The following is a 19,269-nucleotide window of genomic DNA, read 5'->3' on the forward strand; positions in this document are numbered from 1 at the left end:
CCGTCGTGACCGGTCGGAGAGGGGCGTCGCTCGGGGGCGGTCTGGTGGTCGGTTCGCCGTCGGCTAGCGGAGCAGGAATCCGACCGTGTAGCCGAGGGCGTTGACCGCCCAGTGCAGGGCCATCGGCGGCAGCAGCGAGTCGCTGCGGTCGCGCAGCCAGCACAGCAGGCAGCCTGCCACGGCCGTGAACAGGACGGCGGCGACGTCCACCAGGACCGCCCCGGCGACCGACTGCCCGAACAGCGAACCCAGCGTCGGCTTCTCCTTGTTGAGGTCGAGCGACGGCAGGATGTGCCAGAGCCCGAACAGCACCGAGGACAGGACGGCGGCCGTCGTCGCCGTGCGTAGGCGGCGCAGCAGTGCGAACAGCACCCCGCGGAAGGCGATCTCCTCCAGCAGTACGGTTCCCACGGGCACCGCGACCAGCGCCCGGAAGGCGACCTCGGAGCCGCTCAGCGCGTCGGTCCGCCGGTCCGCGAACAGCCCCCGGGTGACGGGGAGAAGCGCCCCGCAGAGATAGACCGCCGTGACGATCCCGATCAGGGCGAGGGCCCAGCGTGCCCCGACCGCGAGCGAGTCCCGGCCCAGCCCCAGCTCCGCCCAGCCGCCCCCGGCCCAGAACAGCAGCCCCACCAGGACCGCCGAGGCGACGACCGCGGTGACCGGTGTCCAGGACCCGGCCCAGCGGTTGTCCAGCAGGTTCGCCACCACCAGCACGGCCACCACCGCCGCCACGGCGGCCCGGGTGGGGAGCCGGGGGACCGTCATGGGCGGGCGGGGCGTCAGAACTCGACCGGATCGCGCAGCAGCGGGCAGGTCATGCAGTGCCCGCCGCCCCGCCCCCGGCCCAGTTCGGCGCCGACGATGGTGATGACCTCGATCCCCGCCTTGCGCAGCAGCGTGTTGGTCTGGGTGTTGCGGTCGTAGGTGAAGACCACGCCCGGCTCCAGCGCGACCGCGTTGTTGCCGCTGTCCCACTGCTGCCGCTCGGAGGCGTAGACGTCACCGCCGGTCTCCACCACCCGCAGTTCCGGCAGCCCCAGCGCCTTGGCGACGACGTCGACGAACGGTGTCGTGCCCTCGTCGGTCAGCTCGATGCCCGGTGCCCTGTCCCCCGGGCGCAGGGAGAAGGTGTGCACCCCGTCCATGATGGCCGGGTAGAGGGTGACCAGGTCGCGGTCGGCGAAGGTGAACACCGTGTCGAGGTGCATCGCGGACCGCAGCCTGGGCATCCCGGCGACGATCACCTGCTCGGCAGCCCCGTTGTCGAAGAGCGCCTTGGCGACCTGGGTGACGGCCTGCCGGGAGGTGCGTTCGCTCATGCCCATCAGCACCACGCCGTTGCCCACCGGCATGATGTCGCCACCCTCGAACGTCGCCTGCCCCCAGTCCAGTTCGGGGTCTCCCCACCACACCGCGCAGTCCTTGTAGTCGGGGTGGAAGGAGTAGACCGCCTTCATGAGGAGCGTCTCGTCGTGCCGGGCGGGCCAGTACAGCGGGTTGAGGGTGACCCCGCCGTACAGCCAGCACGTGGTGTCCCTGGTGTAGAGGGTGTTGGGCAGCGGCGGCATCAAGTACTCGCGGACGCCGGTGGATTCACGGGCGAGGGCGAGATAGCCGGTGCGGTACTCCTCGGGCAGGTCGATGGTGGCCAGGCCGCCGATCAGATGGCGGGCCAGCTGGACGGGGTGGAGCGTCTCCAGATAGGCGCGGGTGGTGTCGATCAGACCGAGGCCTACCTGGTTGGCGACGATCTTGCGGTCCAGCAGCCAGTCCCGGGCCGCCGGGACCGCCACCGTCTGCGCGAGCAGGTCGTGCAACTCGACGACCTCCACGTCCCGTTCACGGAGCTTGTTGACGAAGTCGGCATGGTCGCGCTGGGCGTTCTCCACCCACATCACATCGTCGAAGAGCAGGTCGTCGGAGTTGGTCGGGGTGAGCCTGCGGTGGGCCAGCCCCGGCGCGCAGACCAGCACCCGGCGCAGCCTGCCGACCTCGGAGTGGACGCCGAACGCGGGCTGTTTCGTGGGGACCTGACTGCTCACGGTGCACCTTCCAGGGGACTCAGAGACTGATCCAGCCGAGCGTCAGGGCGAGGATCCCGACCACCGCTCCGACGACCGACACGGCCAGGACGACGAGTTCGCGCGGTGAGAACAGCCGGCGGCCCTGCTCCCGGCGGGCCATCACGAACAGCACGGTCGCCGGCGCGTAGACGATGAACGAGACGAGGAGGTACTTCAGGCCCGCCGCGTAGACCAGGAACGCGGTGTAGAAAGTGGCGAGCAGGCCGACGACCAGTTCGGCCCGGCGCCGGTCCGGCCAGGCGATCTTCGCGGCGAACGCGGCCGCCAGCAGGTAGGGGATCAGGGACAGCGCGCTGGTCAGGTCCAGCGCGAAGTCGAAGGCGTCCTCGGAGAACAGCGTGACGACCAGCACCACCTGGGACAGCAGCGTGGTCAGCAGCAGCGCCGGCTCGGGCACGTCCGCCGCGGTCGCCCGGCGCAGGAAGCGCGGCATGTCGTCGTCCTTGGCGGCCACGAACAGCACCTCGGCGGCCATCAGCGTCCACGCCAGATACGCGCCGAGTACCGAGACGATCAGGCCCACACTGACGAAGACCTGCCCCCAGGTGCCCACCGCGTACTCCAGCACCCCCGCCATGGAGGGCTGGCGCAGCTGCGCGATCTGGCTCATCGGCATGATGCCGTAGGACACGATCGTCACGGACGCGAAGACGCAGAAGACGCTCAGGAAACCCAGCAGCGTCGCCCGGCCCACGTCCGAGCGGCGCTTGGCGTGCCGCGAGTAGACGCTCGCGCCCTCCACCCCGAGGAAGACGAACACCGTGGCCAGCATGGTGCCGCGGACCTGGTCGAAGAGGGAACCCGCGTAGTCGGCGCCGTGGAAGTTGGCGGCGAACACGTCCGCCTTGAAGTAGCAGAGCGCCAGCACGATGAAGACCAGGATCGGTACGACCTTCGCGACCGTGACGATTCGGTTGACCGTCGCGGCCTCCTTCACCCCTCGCCGGATCAGCAGGAAGAACGCCCACAGCCCGACCGTCGACAGGGCCGCAGCGAGCACGGTGTCGCCCTCGCCGAGCGCCGGCCACACCGCACCCACGGTCGACATGATCAGCACCCAGTAGGTGACGTTGCCGACGCAGGCGCTCGCCCAGTAGCCGAACGCCGAGAAGAAACCGAGGTATTCGCCGAAGCCCGCCTTCGCGTAGGCGTACACACCGGCGTCCAGGTCCGGCCGGCGCACCGCCAGCGCCTGGAAGACCAGGGCCAGCATCAGCATGCCGGTGCCCGCGATCACCCAGGCGATCAGGGCGCCGGCGACGCCGGTCTCCTCGGCGAACCGGCGCGGCAGCGAGAACACCCCGGCGCCGACCATCGAGCCGACCACCATCGCGGTCAGCGTGGGCAGCGTCAGCTTGGCCGCAGGTGGCGAAGGGGCGGGAGTCTCGGTCGTCCGGGCCTGGGCCATGCCCACCACGATGGGACACCCGGTGCGGCCGTGCACCTTTTGCCGTGCGGAAGGGTGGGCCGGTCCGCCGGGTGGGAGAGGGGCCGGCCCGACAGGTGGGAGAGGTGGCGGCCCGCAGGGAGGAACGGGGCCGGACGGATCTTCCGGATGCGGCGGCGGGCGCACTGGCCGATCGTGGTCCCGAGGTGGCCAAGTGAGCGGTGCGGGCAGCACGCCGAGTCGTACGAAGGACCGGACCCGTCGGGCGGTGGAGCGGGTGCGCCGGTATGCGGGCCCGGACCGGGTGGTCCGGCGACGGCCCTGCTGGGGCGGGTTCGCCCTGGCGGTCGTGTGTTACTGCCTGTCCCTCACCCCGTCCCTGCTGCCGCGGGCCTGGTGGCTCCAGGGGCTCGCCGCCGGGGTCTCGGCGACCGTCGGCTACGCGGTCGGCGCCGTGCTGGAGGCACTCGTCCGCCGCCTGCTCCGCTGGTCCGGCGTCCGCGTCCGCCCACGGGTCCGCAGGACCGTCCGGGCGGTCCTGGCGGTGTTGGGCGTCGCCGCGGTCGTCACCGTCACCGCGTGGAGCGTCCGTTGGGAGGGCCAGGTGCGCCGGGTGGTGACCCTGCCCCCGCAGGTGGTCTGGTGGCAGTGGGCCCTGGTCCCCGTCGTGGCCGCCCTCGTCGGCGCGCTGCTCCTGCTGCTCGCCCGGACGGTACGGCTCGCCACCCGCGTCGTCGCCCGGGCCTTCGACGCCTTCGTCCCGCGCCCCGTCGCCTACGCCACCGGGGTGGTGCTGGCCGCCTTCGTGATCGTCGGAGTCGTCCAGGGCTTCCTGCTGAACGCGGCGCTGGACGCGGTCGAGAGCGGCGCCTCCCTCGCCGACCAGGGCACCACGGAGGGCGTCCACCGGCCCGGCCTGTCGACCCTCTCCGGCGGCCCCGGGTCCGCCGCCCCCTGGGACACCCTGGGCGCCAAGGGCCGCGACTTCGTCGGCACGGCCACGCCCCGCGCCGACATCGCGGCCTTCACCGGCCGGCCGGCCCAGGACCCCGTACGGGTCTACGTCGGCCTGCGCTCCGCCGCCACCCTCGACGAACGCGCCGCCCTCGCCGTACGCGAACTGGAACGCACCGGCGGCTTCTCCCGGAAGATCCTCGCCGTCATGGGCACCACCGGCACCGGCTGGATCAACGACCAGGGCAGCAGACCCCTGGAGTACATGTGGGACGGCGACACCGCCCAGGTCGCCATGCAGTACTCCTACCTGCCCAGCTGGGTCTCCGCGCTCACCGAGGACGAGGCCGCCGCGACCGGCCGGGCCCTCTTCGACGCCGTCCACGACAAGTGGCTCACCCTCCCCGCCGGCTCCCGCCCCCGGCTCCTCGTCTACGGCGAGAGCCTCGGCTCCTTCTCCATGGAGTCCGCCCTCGACGGTTCCCTGTCCAAGCTCACCGCGGAGACCGGCGGGGCCCTGTTCGTCGGGCCGACCTACGACAACCCGCTGTGGAAGACGGTCACCGCGCAGCGCCGGCCCGGCAGCCCCGAGTGGCGGCCGGTGGTCGCCGACGGCGCGAACGTCCGCTTCGCACAGGTCCCGGCCGACTACGGCATCCCCGCGGCGCCCTGGGGAGAACCCCGCGCCGTCTACCTCCAGAACGGCTCCGACCCCGTGGTCTGGTGGTCGCCCGACCTCGCCCTGCACCGGCCCGACTGGCTGGACCGGCCGCGGGCGCGGGACGTGTCACCGGCGATGCGGTGGTATCCGCTGCTGACGTTCTGGCAGGTGGCGTGCGACCTCGCGGGCGCCGACAGCGTCCCGGACGGGTTCGGGCACCGGTACGGGACCATGCCGACGAGCGCGTGGGCGCAGATCACCCGGCCGCCGGGGTGGACGGCCGCCGACACGGCGAGGCTGTCCGGGCTGCTGGAGTCGGTGCGCGAGCCGGGGCTGCTGGACTGAGCACCGCACGGCGGCTACGGGGCGTCGTCGAAGGAGCCCCGGGCGTCCAGCCGTACCCGGCGGCGGCCGACGATCGGCACCGCACCGAGGGCGCCCTGCACCGAGACGCCCGCCCGCAGGGTGGTGTGCAGGCGGGCCTCGGCGGCGCCCTCCGGCAGGCCGACGAGCAGCCGCAGATCACGGTCGACGTGCAGCGGAGCCTCACCGACCTGCATGAAGTCCCACCAGGCCGCCGCGAACAGGGGGCCCGAGGAGGTCAGCCGGGGGAAGAACACGTCCTGTTCCCTGGCCCGTTCGACGGTGACCTCCGGGCCCAGCGGGACGGCCTCGATCTCCAGCGACAGACCGCCGCCGTAACGGGTGGTCACCTTGACCGGCTCGGCGGCGACCTCGTCCTTCGGGCTGAGGTCGAGGACCGTACCGTCGCTGCCGGACACGTCGACGCTCACCCGCACCCACCGCAGCCGGCACTCCGGATGCCGGTGGGCCACGCACCGCAACGGGATGTCGACCGCGCTCCCGTGACCGCCGCCGAGCGGATTCCAGGAGACGGGTCCGGCCCGCAGGGCGAATCTGTTCTCCCGCGCCAGCAGCCGGACCGTGCGGTCCACGAGGACCGGTTCCGCCCGCTCCTCCAGCGCCGCCTCGTCGACGTCCATCGCGAACTCGGCGACGTGCCCGCCCTCGGTCCGCTCCCGCTCGTTGCCCACCCGTGCCTCCCTCATCGCCAGTCGCCGATGCCGACGAACGCGCCCCAGTGGTAGAAGTGCCCGCGGTGCGGCGGCGTGCTCGCCACCGCCCGTGCCGCGCGGTGGAGCGCGTCCGCGCAGCCGAGGCCGGCCGTCAGTTCGCGGTGGAACGCGCCGAGCAGGAAGGCCGCGGACGTGTCCGCCACCTTCCACTGGCTCACCACCACCGATCTGCTCCCGCCGAGGAACAACGCACGCGGCAGACCCACCGGTTCGTCTCCAGCGCGGTGCTCGTTCACCCCCGTCTCGCAGCCGCTGAGCACCACCACAGCGGCCCGGACCCGGCGGCCGACGAGGTCCGAGGCGCGCAGGACGCCGTCCGCCGTCTCCATGCCCCGCTCGAAGCCGTCCCCCGTCGACAGCCGGCCGTGCCCCGCCAGGTGCACCAGGGCGCAGGTCTCCAGCGCCCCCAGCACCCGCGCCGCCGTCACCCGCTCGCCCAGTTCCGCCTCGACCGCGAGGAGCCGGGCCACCGTCCGCGCCTCCTCGGCGGCCCTCGGCAGATCGGCCCGCGAGTCGCCGAACACCGCCCGCGCTCCGGCGCGGCCCTCACCGCCCCGGCCCGGCCGGTCCAGGAGGTCGAGCAGGACGGCGCTGCTCGGGCTGTAGCACACCGGACCGCGCAGCAGCAGGGGCTCGCCCGCGACGGGCAGGGTGTGCAGCGGCAGGTCGTGGAGGATGCCGTGCGGCACCAGGTAGACGAGGTCGCCGGGCGAGGTCCAGTCGGCCAGCGGGGCGACGAGAGCGGCGAAGGAGTGCCAGTCGCGTTCCCCTCCGTCGGCGAGGTCCTGCATCATCAGCCGCACCCCGCCCGGCCGGCGGAAGTACTGGCCGGTGTAGCGCGACAGCCGCTCGTGATCGACCGCCACCGCCTCCACCCGCGGCGCCGGCCAGTCCGAGCGCAGCCCGAACAGCAGGGTGCCCGCCGGGGTGCACCGGTACTCGGCCACCACGATCCGCCGTCCGCCCGTGTACTCCTCCTCCCGGCCCAGCGCGGCCCGCAGCGCCCCGTACTCCGGCGGCTCGGCGGACCTGATGCGCGCGTAGGCCGCCATCGGGCCGTCCCGCATCGACGCCAGCAGCGCGTCGATCTCGTCGCGCAGCGCCAGTTCCTCCGCGTCGGTGTCCGCGGTCCGGCCGCGCAGCCCCCGTTCCCGGGCGAGTTCGGGAACCTCCCGCAACACGGGCTCGGCGGGCTCCAGTTCGGCCAGTCCGTCCAACAGCGCCCGGGACTTGGCCCGTTCGAGCCAGCGCAGCGCTTGCGCGGGGTCGGACCTGCGGTGCCAGGACAGTTCGAAACCGAGCCGGTAGACCTCCGAGGTGTCCCCGGCCAGCGCGATGCGCACGTGCTGGCCGCGCAGCGCCGTCGTGTCCGCCGTCGCCGAGGCCGCCCGGAGCCGGTCCAGTTCCCGGGCCGCCTCGACGAGCAGGGTCCCGGCGCGTGACCAGTGCGCGGCGCGCTCCCGCTCGTCGGACGCGTAGCGGTCGCCGGTCTCCAGGGCGCAGATGCCCCGGTGGAACAGGACCCGCCAGATCTCCGGGCGCATCCCCGCGGTGGCCAGCAGGTCCTGCACCTCGGCGAGACGGCTGTCGGCGTCCTCGTACAGCGCCGCCCCGCCGCCGTCGCGGGCCCGGTCGATCAGCACCAGGGCCTGATAGCCGAGCGTGAAGGCCAGTTGGGGCCCGAGCCCGAGGGCACGCGCCAGTTCCTCGGCCCGGCCGAGCGAGGCGCCGCAGCGCTCCCAGTCCGCGGTGAAGAAGGCCGCCTGGCCGCGCTGCTGGTGCACCGACACCAGATGGACCCGGGCCTCCAGCGACTTCAGGGGCTCCAGCAGCGCCGTCGCTCGGTCGAAGAGCGCGGCCACGTCCTCGGCGCCCGGCACCGCGGCCCCCGCGCGCCTGCGGGCCAGCACCGTCACCCAGGCCTGGAACGCCAGACACCGCGCCTCGTCCATGGGCAGACCGAGGCGGCGGGCCACGTTCGCGCCGTGTTCCAGCTGCGCCCGGGCCGCCGCGCCGTCGGTGTCCGCGAGCAGGGCGGCCAGCGACAGCGAGACCTCGGGCAGCAGCGCGGCCGGCGCCGGACGGTCCCGCAGCGCGCGATCGAGGTCCCGGAGCAGCAGCAGGGCCTCGTCGGCCAGGCCCATCGCCGACAGCACGGAGGCCCGGACGACCGCCTGGCCGGCGAACTCGCCCGCGTCCGCGCCGAGCGCCCCCGCGGTCAGCGCGTCGGCGCGCCCGCGGTCGCCGCCGCGGAAGGCGAGGTCCGCCTCGCTGATCGCCCGCGCGTCGTCGGCGAGCGGATGCCCGATACGTCCGGCCAGGGCCGCCGCCTTCCCGTCGGCGGCCTTCCGCGCCGCCGCGTCGCCGTGCTGGACGTGCCACAGGGACAGCGCCTGCCAGGCGACCAGTTCCTGACCGGGTACGTCGGCACGCCGGAACCCGTCCGCCGCCTGTTCGGTCAGTCCGACCCCGTCGCTCACCCCGTGCTCCAGACACAGCCGACCGAGGGCCAGCAGCGCCCGTGGCTCGGCGAGGCGGCCACCGGCCCGGGCGAGCCGGTTCGCGGCGGCCTCCAGCCCGGCGACCAGCGCCTCGGGCGCCCGCCCCGCCGGCTCCCCCCATTCGCTGCCGAACCACCGCTGGAGGTCGAGTTCCGCGAGCGCGAACGCGGACTCCGCCGCCGACAGGTCGTCACCCCGCCGTTCCGCCGCCGCCAGCAGGTCCGCCAGCAGCGCACGCGACCGGTCCGGGTCGGCTCCCGGGCCGCCGCGCAGGAACGACGCGGCCCGCCGTACGGCCCGGTCCGCGTCCCCCGTCAGGTCCGCGCGGCGGAAGGCCGCAGCCGACGCCTCCCAGGCACCGGCCACGACCGCGCGCCGCGCCGGGTCCTGGCCCGACAGCATGAACCGCAGCGCCGAGCCCTGGGCGAGCAGATCCGCGGCCAGCGCGGCGACCGGGGGCGTCGCGTGGGCGGCGACGCGCTCGCAGCGTCCGGTGAACTCGTCCAGCGACCGGGGCGCGAGCGCCGCCCGCCTCGCCAGGACCGCGACGAACCCGCTCCACAGACCGGCCGCCCCGTCGGCCGCGAAGCGCCCGCGGGCGCCCTCCACCAGCTCGTCCGCCGCGCGGATCAGCCCCTGCTCCAGGCGGCACCGGAGCAACAGCGTCCACGCCTCCTCGTCCCCGTCGTGCGCCCTCGGCCCGACCGCCTGAGCCAGTTCCGCATAGCGCTGCCGGTCGAGCAGCAGCCGCGCCGCTGAGGCATCCACCTGAGTCCCCCGTTGCTCCGGCCACCCCTGCCCCGCACCCGGCCACAACCGGCGACCGGTGGCACAGACGATGACGACCGACACGAGGATGCCCTGTTGATCGGCTCCGGACTCCTCGAAGCCGTGCCCCTACGGCTCCGCCCAGCCCAGCCGCCCGCACGAGATCAACCAGCTGTACTAGTCCTTTCGCCGGGAGAGGGCCGAGTGCGCCGCGTACACCCCGTGCTACACCGACCGCCGTGTCGTCGCGCCGATCAGGGTGGCGACCCCGGCGAGCACCGCCACGCTGGTCAACGCCGTCGGCAGGGACGTCCAGTCGGCCATGAAGCCGATCGCCGGCGGGCCCAGCAGCAGGCCGCCGTAGCCGAGCGTGGACGCCGTCGCCACGCCGGACGGTCCCGCCAGGGCGCCGGCCCGTTCCACGGCCACGGGGAAGAGGTTGGCCAGGCCGAGGCCGGTCACCGCGAAGCCGACCAGGGTCGCCCACACGGTCGGCGCGAGCGAGCCGAGGAGCATGCCGGCCACCGCCGTACTGCCACCGGCGATCACCGTGCGGGACCGCCCGAGGCGCTCCAGCAGCCTCGTTCCGCTCGCCCGGCCGAGGGTCATGGCGAGCGCGAAACACGTGTAACCGGCGGCCGCGAGACCCGGCGACGCGTCCAGGTCCTGCCGCAGGTGCAGCGCGCCCCAGTCGGCCATCGCGCCCTCGCCGTACGCCGTGCACAGGGCGATCAGGCCGAGGACGACGACGAGGCGGCGGGTGCGCGGGTCCAGGCGGCGCGGGGCGGTACCGGCGTCCTGCGCGGCGGGCGGGACCGGGGCGTCGTACCGCAGCAGGGTGCGGCCGGCGACGGCGGTGACCAGCAGGCCGATCACCACGAGGGCGAGCAGGTGCCGGGTGGGTGACAGCGCGCCGGCGACCAGGCCGCCCAGGCCCGCTCCGATCATCCCGCCGAGGCTGAAGGCCGCGTGGAAGGTGGGCATGATCGGGCGCCCGAGGGCGGCGATCAGGTCGACCGCGGCGCTGTTGAAGGCGACGTTCAGACCGCCGTACGCGGCGCCGAACACGAGCAGTACGGCGCCCAGCGCCGGTGCCGAGTGGGTGAGCGGGGGCAGCACGACGCTCAGGGACAGCAGGACCGCGCAGGCCACCGTCACCGGGTGGCTGCCGTAGCGGCGGCACAGCCGTCCCGTGAACGTCATGGTGACCACCGCGCCGGCCGAGACACCGAGCAGCGCGAGCCCCAGCTCGCCGACGGAGGCGTGGGTCTGCTGCTTGATGTCGGGGATCCGGACCACCCAGCCCGCGAAGACGAAGCCGTCCATCGCGAAGAACGCGGTGATCGCGATCCGGAGACGGGTGAGGACGAGAGGGCTGCCCGGCACGACGGTGTGCGATCGGGTTTTGTTTATCAGCGGCACAAAACCCACGCTAAGCGAACGCGGGGGAGCGGGGCAAGGGGGAACGGCAGGTGGCCGCGGGGTGCGGGACGGGAGGGAACGGGCTGTTCGCCGTGGCTCGGCGTCCGGCGTCAGGCCTGGCCCGGGTCCTCGACGGGCAGCCGTACATCAGGATCGGCCTGACCTTCTCCGGGGCCGGCGGGCGGTCCGTCTCCTGTTCCACGTAAGTGAGGGCCGCGCACGGGACCGGTCCACGTCCAGGAAGTGCGCCACCTTCGGACGGAACTCCTCGATCGTGGCGCGGCTGTGTCGGCCGCGCCGGCCGTTCCTTCCGCTCCGCCGCAGGGCTCGGCCACCACGAGTGCGTATCCGCTGCTCCGGCCGACCGCCTCGACGCCGGTGCAAGGCGACGCGCTGCTCGTCGGGGACGGGGAAGAAGCCGGCGGAGAGGCTCAGGTCTCCCGGCGGTCCTGTCGTTCCCGGTGCGTGTCGAACGTCGTCAGGTAGGCCCGGAGCATGGTCTTCGCCTCGTCGAGGAGAGGGGTGTCGCCGCGGGGGTCGCGGCGGAAGGCCTCCTGGGCCAGGGCGTCGGCGGTGAGGACGGCTGCGTGGCAGGCACGGCCGAGCGCCTCCGTGTCGCCGGTGACGCCCAGCGCGAGCAGCACCCGGCGGACGCCGTCGGCCATCCGGCGCTTGTGCTCGCGGTCCGCCTCCCGGGTCCGCTCGGTCAGCCCGCTGCCGAACCACAGCGCGCGGAAGCCGTGTTCGGCGCGGTAGAGCCCCGCGTACGTGTCGATCAGCACGCCCACCGGGTCCGGCCAGCGCTCGCTCGCCGCGCTGCGCACGAACTCGTCCATCAGCGCTTCCAGTTGCGAGAAGTACGTCGCCGCCAGCGCGTCGATGATCGCGTCCCGGTCGGGCAGGTACTGGTACAGCGAGCCGACCGAGACCCCGGCCTCCGCGGCGACCCGGGTGGTGGTCAGGGCCCCCACGCCCTCGGCGACGAGCACACGCTCCGCCGCCTTCAGTACGCGGGCCAACCGGGCTTTACTGCGGGCCTGTTGGGGAGTGCGCCGCAGCACGGCCCCGGTTTCCTCGGCGGTCGGATCGCTCACCCGCGGCTCCTGAATCTGAACGTGACTTTGTTTCAGGTTTAGGTTACGGTCGCGGCCATGACGGACTCAAGCTCCGCGCTGGTTCAGGAGCGGGCCGCGGTCGCGGACGTGTGCCGTCGGCTGGGTGCCGCGGGCCTGCTCATCGGTACGGCGGGAAACGTCAGCGTCCGCGTGGGGGACCTGATCGCGGTCACCGCGACGGGAACGGTGCTCGCCCAGCTCACCGCGGGCCAGGTGACGGTGGTCGACCTCGACGGCAGGACCGTCGCCGGGACGCTGCAACCGACCTCGGAACTGGACCTGCACCTCGGCGTCTACCGGCGTCACGGCGCCGGCGCGGTGGTCCACACGCACGCCCCGATGGCCACCGCCCTCTCCTGCGTGCTCGACGAACTGCCTTGCATCCACTACCAGTTGCTCGCCCTCGGTGGCACCGTGCGGGTGGCCCCCTATGCCACCTTCGGTACCCCGGACCTGGCCGAGTCGGTGCTCGCCGCCCTCGACGGCCGCAGCGCCGCCCTGATGGCCAACCACGGGTCGGTCACCGTCGGCGCGACCCTCGACAAGGCCGTCGAGAACGCCCTGCTGCTCGAATGGGCCTGCGGCGTCTACCAGCGCGCCGCCGCCCTCGGGACGCCCCGCGTCCTGGACGAGCGGCAGCAACTCGCGGTGATCGAGGCCGCGATCGCACGGAACTACGGCACCACCCAACCCCTGCAGGAGGGCAAGGCATGAGAGTCGTCACGATGGGCGTGCATGTGCTGGACGTGCTGGTGCGGCCGGTGGACGAGATACCCGAGGGGCAGGGTGCCGCCCTGGTCGAGGACATCAGGATGACGCCCGCGGGCACGGCCGGCGGAACCGCGCTCAGCCTGGCCAAGCTCGGCGCCACCGTGCAGAGCGCCGGGGCCGTCGGCACCGACGCCACCGGGGACATGCTGGTCCAGCTGCTCGGCCGGGCGGGCGTGGACACCGGGTTCCTCGTCCGCCGTACCGACACCGGCACCTCCGCCAGTGTGCTGCCCATCCGTTCCAACGGCGACCGGCCCTCCTTCCACCTGCTCGGCGCCAACGTCACCTACGGCGTGGACGACGTGCCCTGGGAGGCGCTCGCCGAGGCTTCTCATCTCCACCTCGGCGGACCGGAGTTGATCGGCGTCGACGTCGCCGCGCGCATCCTGCACTTCGCCAAGGAGCACGGCGTGACGACCTCCGTCGACCTGCTCGCGCCCGGCGTGTTCGGCAGCTTCGAGCAGATCGCGGCGGCCCTGCCGCACATCGACCACCTGCTCCCCAACGAGGACCAGGTGCTGGGCTTCTCCGAGGAGGACGACCTGGTGGCCGGCGCGAAGAAGCTGATCGGCGCCGGCGCCGGACTGGTCGCGGTCACCCGCGGCGGCGACGGCGCCCTCGTGGTCACCGCCGAAGGCACCGAGGCGGTCCCGGCGTTCGCGGTCGACGTCGTGGACACCACCGGCTGCGGCGACGCGTTCTCCGCGGGCTTCGTCTACGGCATCGGCCTCGGCCGCACCCCGCGCGAGTCCGCCGTGCTCGGCAACGCCGTGGCGGCGCTGGTCGCCCAGGGACTCGGCAGCGACCACGGGGACTTCGACCTCGCGGCCGCCGACGCCTTCGCGGCGGCGACCGCACGGCATGAGTAGAACGTGACGTTCGCCACGCGTGTCCCATAGGTCGGAGAGGTGTTCCGAGGTCCGAGAGGCACCTTCTGTCCCTCGAACCGCTGACGTCCTGCGGATGTACGCTCGTCCCCTGCGTGGGCGTTCGAACCGGCCGTGGCAACAGCTTGGTTAATAACTGCTCGCCGGTTGGTTACCGGAGGGTGAGCGGGTCATGATGACCCCATGACGTTGGCCTTGCGCGCGCTGGCGCAACTGGCGACCTGGCCCGACCTGACCCAGGCCGTACCGAGCTGCGGTCTGGGTCAGGCGGTGAGGTCGGAGCAGGGCGAGATCGCGCACTTCCACTCCGAGCGCGACGTGGACCTGCGTCTCACCGCCCGTGCCGTCCGCCACTTCGCCAAGGACATGAAGAACACGGGGGCCATCAGGATCGTCCCCGGCTCGCAGTGGGTGACGATCCGACTCGACGCCGCGAGCGACGTCGACCTGCTGCTGACCCTGGTGAGTGTCGCCCTCCAGGCGCAGCAGAGGTGGCCCGACCCGGCCGACCGGCCCGTGTTCGGCTGCAACGACCAGCGGGGCGCCGGCTTCGTCAGCGCGGACACCAGCGGTTTCTGACGGGCCGTCGTGGCCGGGTCACACGGTGACGACCCGGATCCCCGCCTCCTCGAACCGGCCCACCGTCTCCGGATCCGCGGCCGCGTCCGTCACCAGGGTGTCCACCTGCCCGGCCGCGCAGATCCGGGCGAACGCCCGCCCGCCCAGCTTGCTGGAGTCGGCGGCGACGACCACCCGGGCCGCGCGCTCGCACAGCAGCCGGTTGATCGCGGCCTCCGCCTCGTCGCTGGCCGCGGCCCCGTGCGTGACGTCGAAGGCGACCACCCCGAGCACCGCCACGTCGAGGGTGATCTGACCCAGCACCCCGTCCGCCAGCGGCCCGATCAGCTCGTACGACTGCGGGCGCGCCACCCCGCCCGTCACCACGATCTTGAACTGCGGGCGCACGGCCAGCTCGTTGGCGATGTTCAGCGCGTTCGTGACGATCGTCAGCGCCGGCGTCCCCGTGGTCAGGTCCCCGCGCACGGCCAGCGCGCGGGCCACCTCCGTGGTGGTCGTCCCGCCGGTCAGCCCCACCACCTCGCCGGGCGCCACCAGTTCCGCCACGGCCTTGGCGATCCGCTGCTTCTCCGGGGCCCGCCGGGCCGTCTTGTAGCGCAACGGCAGTTCGTACGACACCCCGTGCACCACCGCCCCGCCCCGGGTGCGCACCAGCATCTGCTGCTCGGCGAGCTGGTCGAGGTCCCGGCGGATGGTCGCCGCCGACACCGCCAGCTCGGCCGCCACCTCCTCGACGTCGAGCCGGCCGCGCTCCACGAGCAGATCCAGCAGCGTCTTCCAGCGGGCGTCACGCGACATCCGCCGCCTCCGTTCCTCGATCTCCCGGCGACCCTAGCGCACCCGGACCGCATCGGATTGCTCGATCGTGCTCGAAAGTCGCTTCGATCTTGCAGGAACAGTCATCGCGGGGGGGTGAGGGGCGCGACCGTGCCGGCGGGTCTGTGCCTAGCCGCGCTTGACCGCCTTCAGCACCACGAACTTCGGGTCACTGGCGACCAGCCGACTGTTGCCGAACAGCTTGCGCAGCTTCACGTGGTAGCCCAGGTGCCGGTTGCCGATCACCCACAGCTCACCACCGGCGCGCAGCGCCCGCTCCGCCCCGCTGAACATCCGCCACGCGGTCGCGTCGGTGGTTGCCTGGTGGGAGTGGAACGGCGGGTTGTTCAGCACCACGTCCACGCTCCCGGCCGCCACCCCGGCGAGCCCGTCCCCGACCCTGAACTCGGCATGCCCGGGCACCCCGTTGGCCTTGTAGGTGGCCTCCGCCGAAGCCACCGCCTGGAACGACTCGTCCACGAACAGCACCTCGGCCGTCGGATCGGCCAGCGCCACCGCCGTACCGACGACCCCGTTGCCGCACCCCAGGTCCACGATCCGGCGCCCGCCCTCGGGCAGGTGGGCCAGGAAGAACCGGGTGCCGATGTCGAGCCGGTCGGCGCAGAAGACCCCCGCGTGGTTGACGACCGTACGCCCGGAGACCGCGCCGACGCCGTCGGGCAGCGCGTAGCTGTACGGCCACGGGTTGCGCGGCCGTGCCAGCGCCGGGTCGGGCGCGCAGTGGACCAGCCGGGCCTTCTGCTCGGCGAGCGAGGTGCGGGTCGGTCCGAGGATCCGCTCGAACAGCCGGAGCGTCGAGGTGTGGATCTCCTTCACCATGCCGGTGCCGATCACCACCGTGCCCGCGTGCACGCCGGGTGCGAGGCGCAGCAGCTGGTCCTCCAGCAGCGCCAGGCTCTTCGGCACCCGCACCAGCAGCACGTCCACCCGCTCCGGCGGCGGGTCCTGCGTGGTGAGCAGCCGCACGGCACCGGGCTCCACACCGGCCCGCGCGAGGTTGGCCCGGGTCGCCTCCTGGCTCAGGTAGGAGTCGGTGATCTGCACCGGCCGGTGCTCCGCCAGCGCCGTGACCAGCGCGCCCCAGCGGTCGCCGAGGACCACGACCGTGCCGGACAGCCCGATCCGCTCCTGGTCGAGATACCGCAGCAGGTAGGCGTCGGAGGCGTCCCAGGCTCGCAGCCGGTCGCGCGGGTCCTCGGGGAAGCGGGACAGTGCGAACTCGCCCCACGCAGTCGTCATACGGTCGCTCATCGTGCGTCCAGGCTAGCGGAGCCGCAGCTCAGACCCGGTCGGGCAGGATGGGGGCATGGAGGATGAACTGTTCCCTAGGGCGCGCGCCCCCGTCGCGCCGGGCGCCGTGCACGTCCCCGACTGGCTCGGCGCGGAGCGGCAGCGCGCGCTGCTCGCCGCCTGCCGGGACTGGGCCCGGCCCACGGCCGGCCTGCGCACGGTCCGCACCCCGGGCGGCGGCACGATGACCGCCCGCCAGGTCTGCCTCGGCTGGCACTGGTACCCCTACAGCTACGCCCGCACGGTCGCCGACGGCGACGGCAGCCCCGTCAAGCCGTTCCCGGACTGGCTCGGCGAACTCGGCCGCCGTGCGGTGACCGACGCGCTGGGTCCCGGAGCGGCCGGCGGACCGCCGGGATCGTCGTACGACATCGCACTGATCAATTTCTACGGCGCGGACGCCCGTATGGGCATGCACCGGGACGGTGACGAACGCTCCGACGCACCCGTGGTCTCGCTGAGCCTGGGGGACACGTGCGTGTTCCGCTTTGGCAACACCAAGACCAGGACCAGGCCCTGGACGGACGTGGAGCTGCGCTCGGGCGACCTGTTCGTGTTCGGCGGGGAGTCCCGGCTCGCCTATCACGGGGTGCCCAGGGTGTACCCGGGCACGGGGCCCGCGGAGCTGGGCCTGACCGGCCGTCTCAACGTCACGCTGCGGGTGAGCGGCTTCTGACCCGGCCGGGGCGCGGCGCCCCGGCGGAGCGCGGGCGGCCGCCGCGCACCGGCTCCGTCCAGGACCGCGGATCATGGCAGACTCCCCTTCATGAGCGGCAAGGCGCACCCCCGGCCCGCGGGGGAAGGGACCACCTCGAAGCCCCGGTTGGACAGAGGGCGCGGCGCACTCGGCCCCGCCCTGGAACTCGTGCACACCGGCCGCGCCCCCACCCGCGCGGTCCTCACCGCGGAACTCGGCGTCACCCGGGCCACCGCCGGCGCCGTCGCCGCCGAACTGGAGGCGCTCGGCCTGATCAGGGTCGACGCCCATCCGGGCGCCGCCGCCGGGTCGCAGGGCCGCCCCTCGCACCGGCTGGAGGTCGCCGAGGACGGCCCGGTCGTCGTCGCCGCGCAGGTCCACGCCGACGGCTTCCGCGCGGCCCTGGTCGGCCTCGGCGGCCGGATCGTCGCCACCGCCCCCGGCTGCGAGACGGTCGACGCGGACCCGGCGAAGGTGCTCGGCTCCGTGGTGGAGACGGGCGCCGAACTCCTGCGCGCCACCGGCCGCCGCTGCGTCGGCGCCGGCCTCGCCGTGCCGTCCGCGGTCGCCGAGCCGGACGGCCTCGCCCTCAACCCGCTGCACCTGGCCTGGCCGGTGGGCGCCCCGGTACGCCGGATCTTCGCGGAGTGCGTGCGCGCCGCCGGCATCACCGGACCGGCGTTCGCCGCCAACGACGTGAACCTCGCCGCGCTCGCCGAGCACCGGCACGGCGCCGGCCGGGGCGCCCGCGACCTGCTCTGCGTGGCCACCGGACACCGCGGCGTCGGCGGCGCGCTGGTCCTCGACGGCCGTCTGCACACCGGCAGTTCGGGCCTCGCCCTGGAGGTCGGCCATCTCACCGTCAACCCCGAGGGCCGCCCCTGCCACTGCGGCAGCCGGGGCTGCCTGGACGTCGAGGCGGACCCGCTCGCCCTGCTGATCGAGGCGGGCCGCGAGCCCGGCCCCGAGGTGTCGCTGCTCCGCCAGGCCGAGGACCTGGTCCGCGACCACTACGACGACCCGACCGTCCGCAGGGCCGCCGAGGCGCTGATCGACCGCCTGGGCCTCGGCCTCGCCGGACTGGTCAACATCCTCAACCCCGACCGCATCATCCTCGGCGGCCTGCACCGCACCCTCCTGGAGGCCGACCCCGAGCGGCTGCACGCCGTCGTCGCCGACCGCAGCCTGTGGGGCCAGAGCGGCGGCGTACCGGTCCTGCCGTGCACGCTGAGCCACAACAGCCTGGTCGGAGCCGCCGAGCTGGCGTGGCAGCCGGTGCTGGACGACCCGCTCGCGGCGCTCCGGTGACGCTCCTCTAGGAAGGGGCCGTCAGGCTCCACAGCGCGGCCACCAGCGGCCGGCGCAGGTCGGCCCGGCGCACGCACAGCCCGATCGGGAACGGCTCCGGCGCCGGCTCGGCCGGGACCACCGTCAGCCGGTCCCGCACCGCGCTGTGGTCCAGGACCAGGCGCGGCACCACTCCCGTGCCGCAGCCGAGCGCGACCAGGGCCAACAGGGCCTCGTGGCCGTCCGGTTCACCGGCGAGGTCCGGCGGCCCGCCCCGGGCACGGAACCAGCGGTCGGCGGCCTCGCGGACCAGCCCGCGGTGCGGCAGCACGAACGGGCCGCCGAGACCCGGGTCGGGGCGGTCGCGGGCGGTGACCAGGACCAGGTCCGTCACCGCGACCGTCCGGCCGGCCAGCGATTCCGGCAGCCGCGCCGGGATCCCCGCCACGGCCACGTCGACCTCGCCCTCGTCGAGCCGGGCCAGCGCCGCGGCCGCGTCGCCGGTCCGCAGATCCAGCCGCACCTGGGGATGCGCCGCCCGGAACGGCGCCAACAGATCCGGCAGCAGCGCCTGGCAGGCGGTCACCGTGGCGAACACCGCGAGTCTGCCGGTCAGTTCGGCCGGATCGGGGTGCTCGTCGCGATAGGCCTGCCACAGCTCCAGGGCACGGACGGCGTACGCGCGGAAACGGTGGCCCTCCGCCGTCAGGGACACCCCGCGCGGGCCCCGGTCGAACAGCCGGTGACCCAGGTCCGCCTCCAGCCGCTGCACGGTCCGGGTGAGCGTGGCCGGGCTGACATGGCACTCCAGGCTGGTCCGCCCGAAGTTGAGCGACTGCGCGAGATGGAGGAAGAGCCGCAGCTCCCGATGGTCGTCCCGCACGCCCTGACCACTCCCTTTCATGTTCCGCAACAGTGCGCTGCGCAAG

Annotated in this window: 16 protein-coding genes; 6 read left to right on the plus strand and 10 right to left on the minus strand. The window is 73.9% G+C overall.

What is annotated here, in order from left to right; translation table 11 throughout:
- Nucleotides 1-63: 63 nt before the first annotated feature.
- Genes ACZ619_RS36675 through ACZ619_RS36685 form a run of 3 tightly spaced genes read right to left on the minus strand, consistent with a single transcriptional unit; the run spans nucleotide 64 to nucleotide 3,495 of the window.
- Entirely contained in the window at nucleotides 64-768 is a 705-nt protein-coding gene (locus ACZ619_RS36675; RefSeq protein ID WP_469608538.1) for a lysostaphin resistance A-like protein, read from the minus strand.
- A 14-nt stretch (nucleotides 769-782) separates the two neighbouring features.
- Complete coding sequence (locus ACZ619_RS36680) at nucleotides 783-2,045, minus strand: arginine deiminase (RefSeq protein ID WP_469608540.1); 1,263 nt, start codon at nucleotides 2,043-2,045, stop codon at nucleotides 783-785.
- A gap of 19 nt (nucleotides 2,046-2,064) precedes the next feature.
- Nucleotides 2,065-3,495 (minus strand): basic amino acid/polyamine antiporter, encoded by a 1,431-nt coding sequence (locus tag ACZ619_RS36685; RefSeq protein WP_469608542.1) that lies wholly within the window; start codon nucleotides 3,493-3,495, stop codon nucleotides 2,065-2,067.
- Between the two features lie 193 nt (nucleotides 3,496-3,688).
- Between ACZ619_RS36685 and ACZ619_RS36690 the strand changes: the two genes are divergently transcribed.
- Nucleotides 3,689-5,434: an alpha/beta hydrolase gene (locus ACZ619_RS36690; RefSeq protein WP_469608544.1), complete on the plus strand. Its 1,746-nt coding sequence runs from the start codon at nucleotides 3,689-3,691 to the stop codon at nucleotides 5,432-5,434.
- A gap of 14 nt (nucleotides 5,435-5,448) precedes the next feature.
- Here the strand turns inward: ACZ619_RS36690 and ACZ619_RS36695 are convergent, their stop codons facing one another.
- The 4 genes from ACZ619_RS36695 to ACZ619_RS36710 form a co-directional block, all read right to left on the minus strand.
- Complete coding sequence (locus ACZ619_RS36695; protein ID WP_469608546.1) at nucleotides 5,449-6,144, minus strand: hypothetical protein; 696 nt, start codon at nucleotides 6,142-6,144, stop codon at nucleotides 5,449-5,451.
- A gap of 11 nt (nucleotides 6,145-6,155) precedes the next feature.
- Nucleotides 6,156-9,455 (minus strand): CHAT domain-containing protein, encoded by a 3,300-nt coding sequence (locus ACZ619_RS36700; RefSeq protein WP_469608549.1) that lies wholly within the window; start codon nucleotides 9,453-9,455, stop codon nucleotides 6,156-6,158.
- Between the two features lie 225 nt (nucleotides 9,456-9,680).
- A complete protein-coding gene (locus ACZ619_RS36705; protein WP_469608552.1) occupies nucleotides 9,681-10,841 on the minus strand; it encodes an MFS transporter in 1,161 nt (386 codons plus the stop codon).
- Between the two features lie 467 nt (nucleotides 10,842-11,308).
- On the minus strand, nucleotides 11,309-11,971 hold the full coding sequence (locus ACZ619_RS36710) for a TetR/AcrR family transcriptional regulator (protein ID WP_469608554.1): 663 nt from the start codon (nucleotides 11,969-11,971) through the stop codon (nucleotides 11,309-11,311).
- 57 nt (nucleotides 11,972-12,028) lie between these two features.
- Here ACZ619_RS36710 and ACZ619_RS36715 point away from each other — a divergent pair, with 57 nt between their 5' ends.
- The 3 genes from ACZ619_RS36715 to ACZ619_RS36725 all read left to right on the plus strand — a co-directional run bounded on the left by ACZ619_RS36715 (nucleotide 12,029) and on the right by ACZ619_RS36725 (nucleotide 14,229).
- On the plus strand, nucleotides 12,029-12,706 hold the full coding sequence (locus ACZ619_RS36715) for a class II aldolase/adducin family protein (protein WP_469608557.1): 678 nt from the start codon (nucleotides 12,029-12,031) through the stop codon (nucleotides 12,704-12,706).
- On the plus strand, nucleotides 12,703-13,632 hold the full coding sequence (locus ACZ619_RS36720) for a carbohydrate kinase family protein (protein ID WP_469608560.1): 930 nt from the start codon (nucleotides 12,703-12,705) through the stop codon (nucleotides 13,630-13,632). The genes ACZ619_RS36715 and ACZ619_RS36720 overlap by 4 nt, the downstream gene beginning before the upstream one ends.
- Nucleotides 13,633-13,833: 201 nt before the next feature.
- Nucleotides 13,834-14,229 carry a luciferase domain-containing protein gene (locus ACZ619_RS36725; protein WP_469608563.1) on the plus strand — a complete coding sequence of 132 codons (396 nt, stop codon included), beginning with the start codon at nucleotides 13,834-13,836 and terminating at the stop codon, nucleotides 14,227-14,229.
- Between the two features lie 18 nt (nucleotides 14,230-14,247).
- Here the strand turns inward: ACZ619_RS36725 and ACZ619_RS36730 are convergent, their stop codons facing one another.
- Nucleotides 14,248-15,027 (minus strand): DeoR/GlpR family DNA-binding transcription regulator, encoded by a 780-nt coding sequence (locus ACZ619_RS36730; RefSeq protein ID WP_469608566.1) that lies wholly within the window; start codon nucleotides 15,025-15,027, stop codon nucleotides 14,248-14,250.
- A gap of 147 nt (nucleotides 15,028-15,174) precedes the next feature.
- A complete protein-coding gene (locus ACZ619_RS36735) occupies nucleotides 15,175-16,305 on the minus strand; it encodes a methyltransferase (protein ID WP_469608569.1) in 1,131 nt (376 codons plus the stop codon).
- 67 nt (nucleotides 16,306-16,372) lie between these two features.
- On the opposite strand from ACZ619_RS36735, the gene ACZ619_RS36740 reads away from it, so the two are divergent.
- Both ACZ619_RS36740 and ACZ619_RS36745 read left to right on the plus strand, forming a co-directional pair.
- Nucleotides 16,373-17,032, plus strand: a complete 660-nt coding sequence (locus ACZ619_RS36740) for an alpha-ketoglutarate-dependent dioxygenase AlkB family protein (RefSeq protein WP_469608572.1) — start codon at nucleotides 16,373-16,375, stop codon at nucleotides 17,030-17,032.
- Between the two features lie 90 nt (nucleotides 17,033-17,122).
- Entirely contained in the window at nucleotides 17,123-18,361 is a 1,239-nt protein-coding gene (locus tag ACZ619_RS36745; RefSeq protein WP_469608574.1) for an ROK family protein, read from the plus strand.
- Nucleotides 18,362-18,368: 7 nt separating this feature from the next.
- Here ACZ619_RS36745 and ilvY read toward each other — a convergent pair whose 3' ends face one another.
- Nucleotides 18,369-19,223, minus strand: a complete 855-nt coding sequence (gene ilvY, locus ACZ619_RS36750; protein WP_469608576.1) for an HTH-type transcriptional activator IlvY — start codon at nucleotides 19,221-19,223, stop codon at nucleotides 18,369-18,371.
- Between the last annotated feature and the right edge of the window lie 46 nt (nucleotides 19,224-19,269).

The organism is Streptomyces sp. NPDC104367, assembly GCF_055583825.1.

Bases quoted from the DNA above. Each gene is read 5' to 3' on its own strand.
- ACZ619_RS36675 (WP_469608538.1), bottom strand. From the start codon at position 768: ATGACGGTCCCCCGGCTCCCCACCCGGGCCGCCGTGGCGGCGGTGGTG.
- ACZ619_RS36685 (WP_469608542.1), bottom strand. From the start codon at position 3,495: ATGGCCCAGGCCCGGACGACCGAGACTCCCGCCCCTTCGCCACCTGCG.
- ACZ619_RS36715 (WP_469608557.1), top strand. From the start codon at position 12,029: ATGACGGACTCAAGCTCCGCGCTGGTTCAGGAGCGGGCCGCGGTCGCG.
- ACZ619_RS36720 (WP_469608560.1), top strand. From the start codon at position 12,703: ATGAGAGTCGTCACGATGGGCGTGCATGTGCTGGACGTGCTGGTGCGG.
- ACZ619_RS36725 (WP_469608563.1), top strand. From the start codon at position 13,834: ATGACGTTGGCCTTGCGCGCGCTGGCGCAACTGGCGACCTGGCCCGAC.
- ACZ619_RS36730 (WP_469608566.1), bottom strand. From the start codon at position 15,027: ATGTCGCGTGACGCCCGCTGGAAGACGCTGCTGGATCTGCTCGTGGAG.
- ACZ619_RS36735 (WP_469608569.1), bottom strand. From the start codon at position 16,305: ATGACGACTGCGTGGGGCGAGTTCGCACTGTCCCGCTTCCCCGAGGAC.
- ACZ619_RS36740 (WP_469608572.1), top strand. From the start codon at position 16,373: ATGGAGGATGAACTGTTCCCTAGGGCGCGCGCCCCCGTCGCGCCGGGC.
- ACZ619_RS36745 (WP_469608574.1), top strand. From the start codon at position 17,123: ATGAGCGGCAAGGCGCACCCCCGGCCCGCGGGGGAAGGGACCACCTCG.